Genomic DNA, 2,107 nt, shown 5'->3' with positions numbered 1-2,107 from the left:
GGTGCGGTGGCGGTGTTGGTGGGGGTGACGGTGGTGGTGAGGGGTGAGTAGGGGCTGGTGCCGGCTTCGTTGGTGGCGGCGACCTGGAAGCGGTAGCCGGTGCCGTTGGTGAGGCCGGTGATGGTGAGGCTGGTGGCGGTGGGTGGGGCGGTGCGCAGGGCGCCGACCTGGGTGCCGGTGGTGGTGGTGACGCGGATGGTGTAGCCGGTGAGGGGTGCGCCGCCGGTGGTGGTGGGTGCGGTCCAGGTGAGGGTGGCGGTGGTGTTGCCGGGGGTTGCGGTGGCGTTGGTGGGTGCTGCGGGGGCGGTGATGACGGGTCCGGTGACGGTGGTGGTCCCGGGGGTGCCCTGGCCGGTGGAGAGGGCCCAGCTGGCGGGGTCGTTGTTGTCGGCGGTGGGGTTGGTGAGCTCGAGGGACTGGCCGGTGGTGGAGGTGGGCCAGGCGGTGCCGCCGTAGGTGACGGTGTCGGCGAGGGTGCCGTCGGGGCGGGTGAGGGTGAGGGTGCCGGCGGTGGGGAGGTTGTCGTCGTAGCGGTCGCCGACGAAGACGGTGGGTCCGTAGGTGGTGCGGAAGGTGGGGTCGTCGGCGACGAAGGTCATGGTCTGGCCGGGGAGGATGACGGTGCCGGGTTGGATGGTGAGGTCGATGCCGGTGAAGGTCCACCCGGAGAGGTCGATGGCCTGGGTGTGGGGGTTGTAGAGCTCGAGGAACTCGGCGGTGTCGCCGCCGGTGGGGGAGTGCTGGATCTCGTTGATGACGATGTTCGGGGCGGCGGGCTGGTTGCCCGGCACCCGCGGATCGGAGCCGAACACCGTGCGGCGGTTGGCGATCGACCGGAACAGCTGGGCGCGTTGCTCGGTGAAGTTCTCGCGGCTCGCGTAGGGGTAGCGGGCGAAGTCCAGGTCGAGCTCGGGTCGCGCGATGGCGACCTCGGCGTCGTACAACGCCTCCATCCGGCCGGTCGCGAGCAGGTCGTCGACCAGCGTGCGGAGCCGGCGGAAGTACATCTCGCGCCACTCCGGCGTGGCCAGCAACGCCTCCATGATCGGGTTGACCCGGTCGCCGGGCTCGGCAGGCGTGACGAACGAGCTCTCCACGAAGCAGCACGGGTTGCCGAGGATGTGGTCGAGGTCCCAGGGCAGGATCCGCCAACGGCCGACGTCGGGATCGTTGGTCAGGTAGAAGTTCTTCCGCGACGAGTCGACGTGCTGGAGGATCGCGGTGACCGCGGCGTAGTTGATCATCTGCGGGAGGTCGACGTTCGCGGCCATGAAGCTGCGCTCGGCCGCACCGCTCAGCGCGACCCCGTCGAGGAAGGCCGCGAGGATCGAGTAGTCGCCGTCGTCAGGGGTCTTCTTCTCGAACCGGCGGTCCGCGAGCCGGACCGACGGGTCGAAGGCGTTCACGTTGGCCTTGAAGAACTGGTCGTCGGCGTAGCCCTCGCGGTCGCGCCACGTCCCGTCGTACAGGTCCAGGTAGTTGTAGACGCCCTGGAAGCCGGCGTTGCGGTGCACGCGCATCGGGAAGACCTGGGTGTTCACGACGCCGGCCCGCTGGAACGCGTCGAACCCGAGCAGCGAGCGGCCGTGCGCGACGTCGCTCCAGTCGGCCTGCATCGCGAACTCGTTCACCGGCTCCACCAGCAGTCCTGGCATGTCGAAGTCGTGGTTCTGCGGCATCTCGAACTTCCAGTTCGGCTTCGGCGACGTCTCCGAGCCCTGGCCGCGGATGTTGGCCGACACGTTGTCGTAGACCGTGTCGCCGTAGGCGATGACGGCCGGTCGCACGATGTCGGCCGTCGGGTTCCCGGTGATCGCGCTGTAGTCGGCGTCGGCGATGAACCAGCGGAAGACCGGCACCGCGGACGCCACGCCGTCCTGGACCACCATGCCGCGGTAGTTGATGGTGTCGTCGGTGCGGGGTGAGCGGGTGGTGGCGGTGGGGTTGGTGGCTTCGACGCGGTAGCGCAGGAGGTGGCCGGCGGCGGCGCCGGGGATGGTGGCGGTGTGGGTGTCGCCGGTGGTGTTGGTCATGGGGGTGGTCTGCTCGGCGCCGAAGTCGGTGCGGTAGCGCAGGGTGGCGGTGGTGTGGCCGGTGATGGTGGCGG

General features: G+C 69.9%; 1 protein-coding gene. It reads right to left on the bottom strand.

The window, feature by feature from the left end; translation table 11 throughout:
- On the bottom strand, window positions 1–2,107 hold a 2,107-nt coding region (locus tag G6553_RS20525), incomplete at both ends, for a CotH kinase family protein (RefSeq protein WP_207620086.1).

The sequence above is a fragment of the Nocardioides sp. IC4_145 genome (genome assembly GCF_011250565.1).
Taxonomy (GTDB): domain Bacteria; phylum Actinomycetota; class Actinomycetes; order Propionibacteriales; family Nocardioidaceae; genus Nocardioides.
Note: the sequence above shows the minus strand (reverse complement) of the source record. Positions and strands in the feature narration are given on the sequence as shown.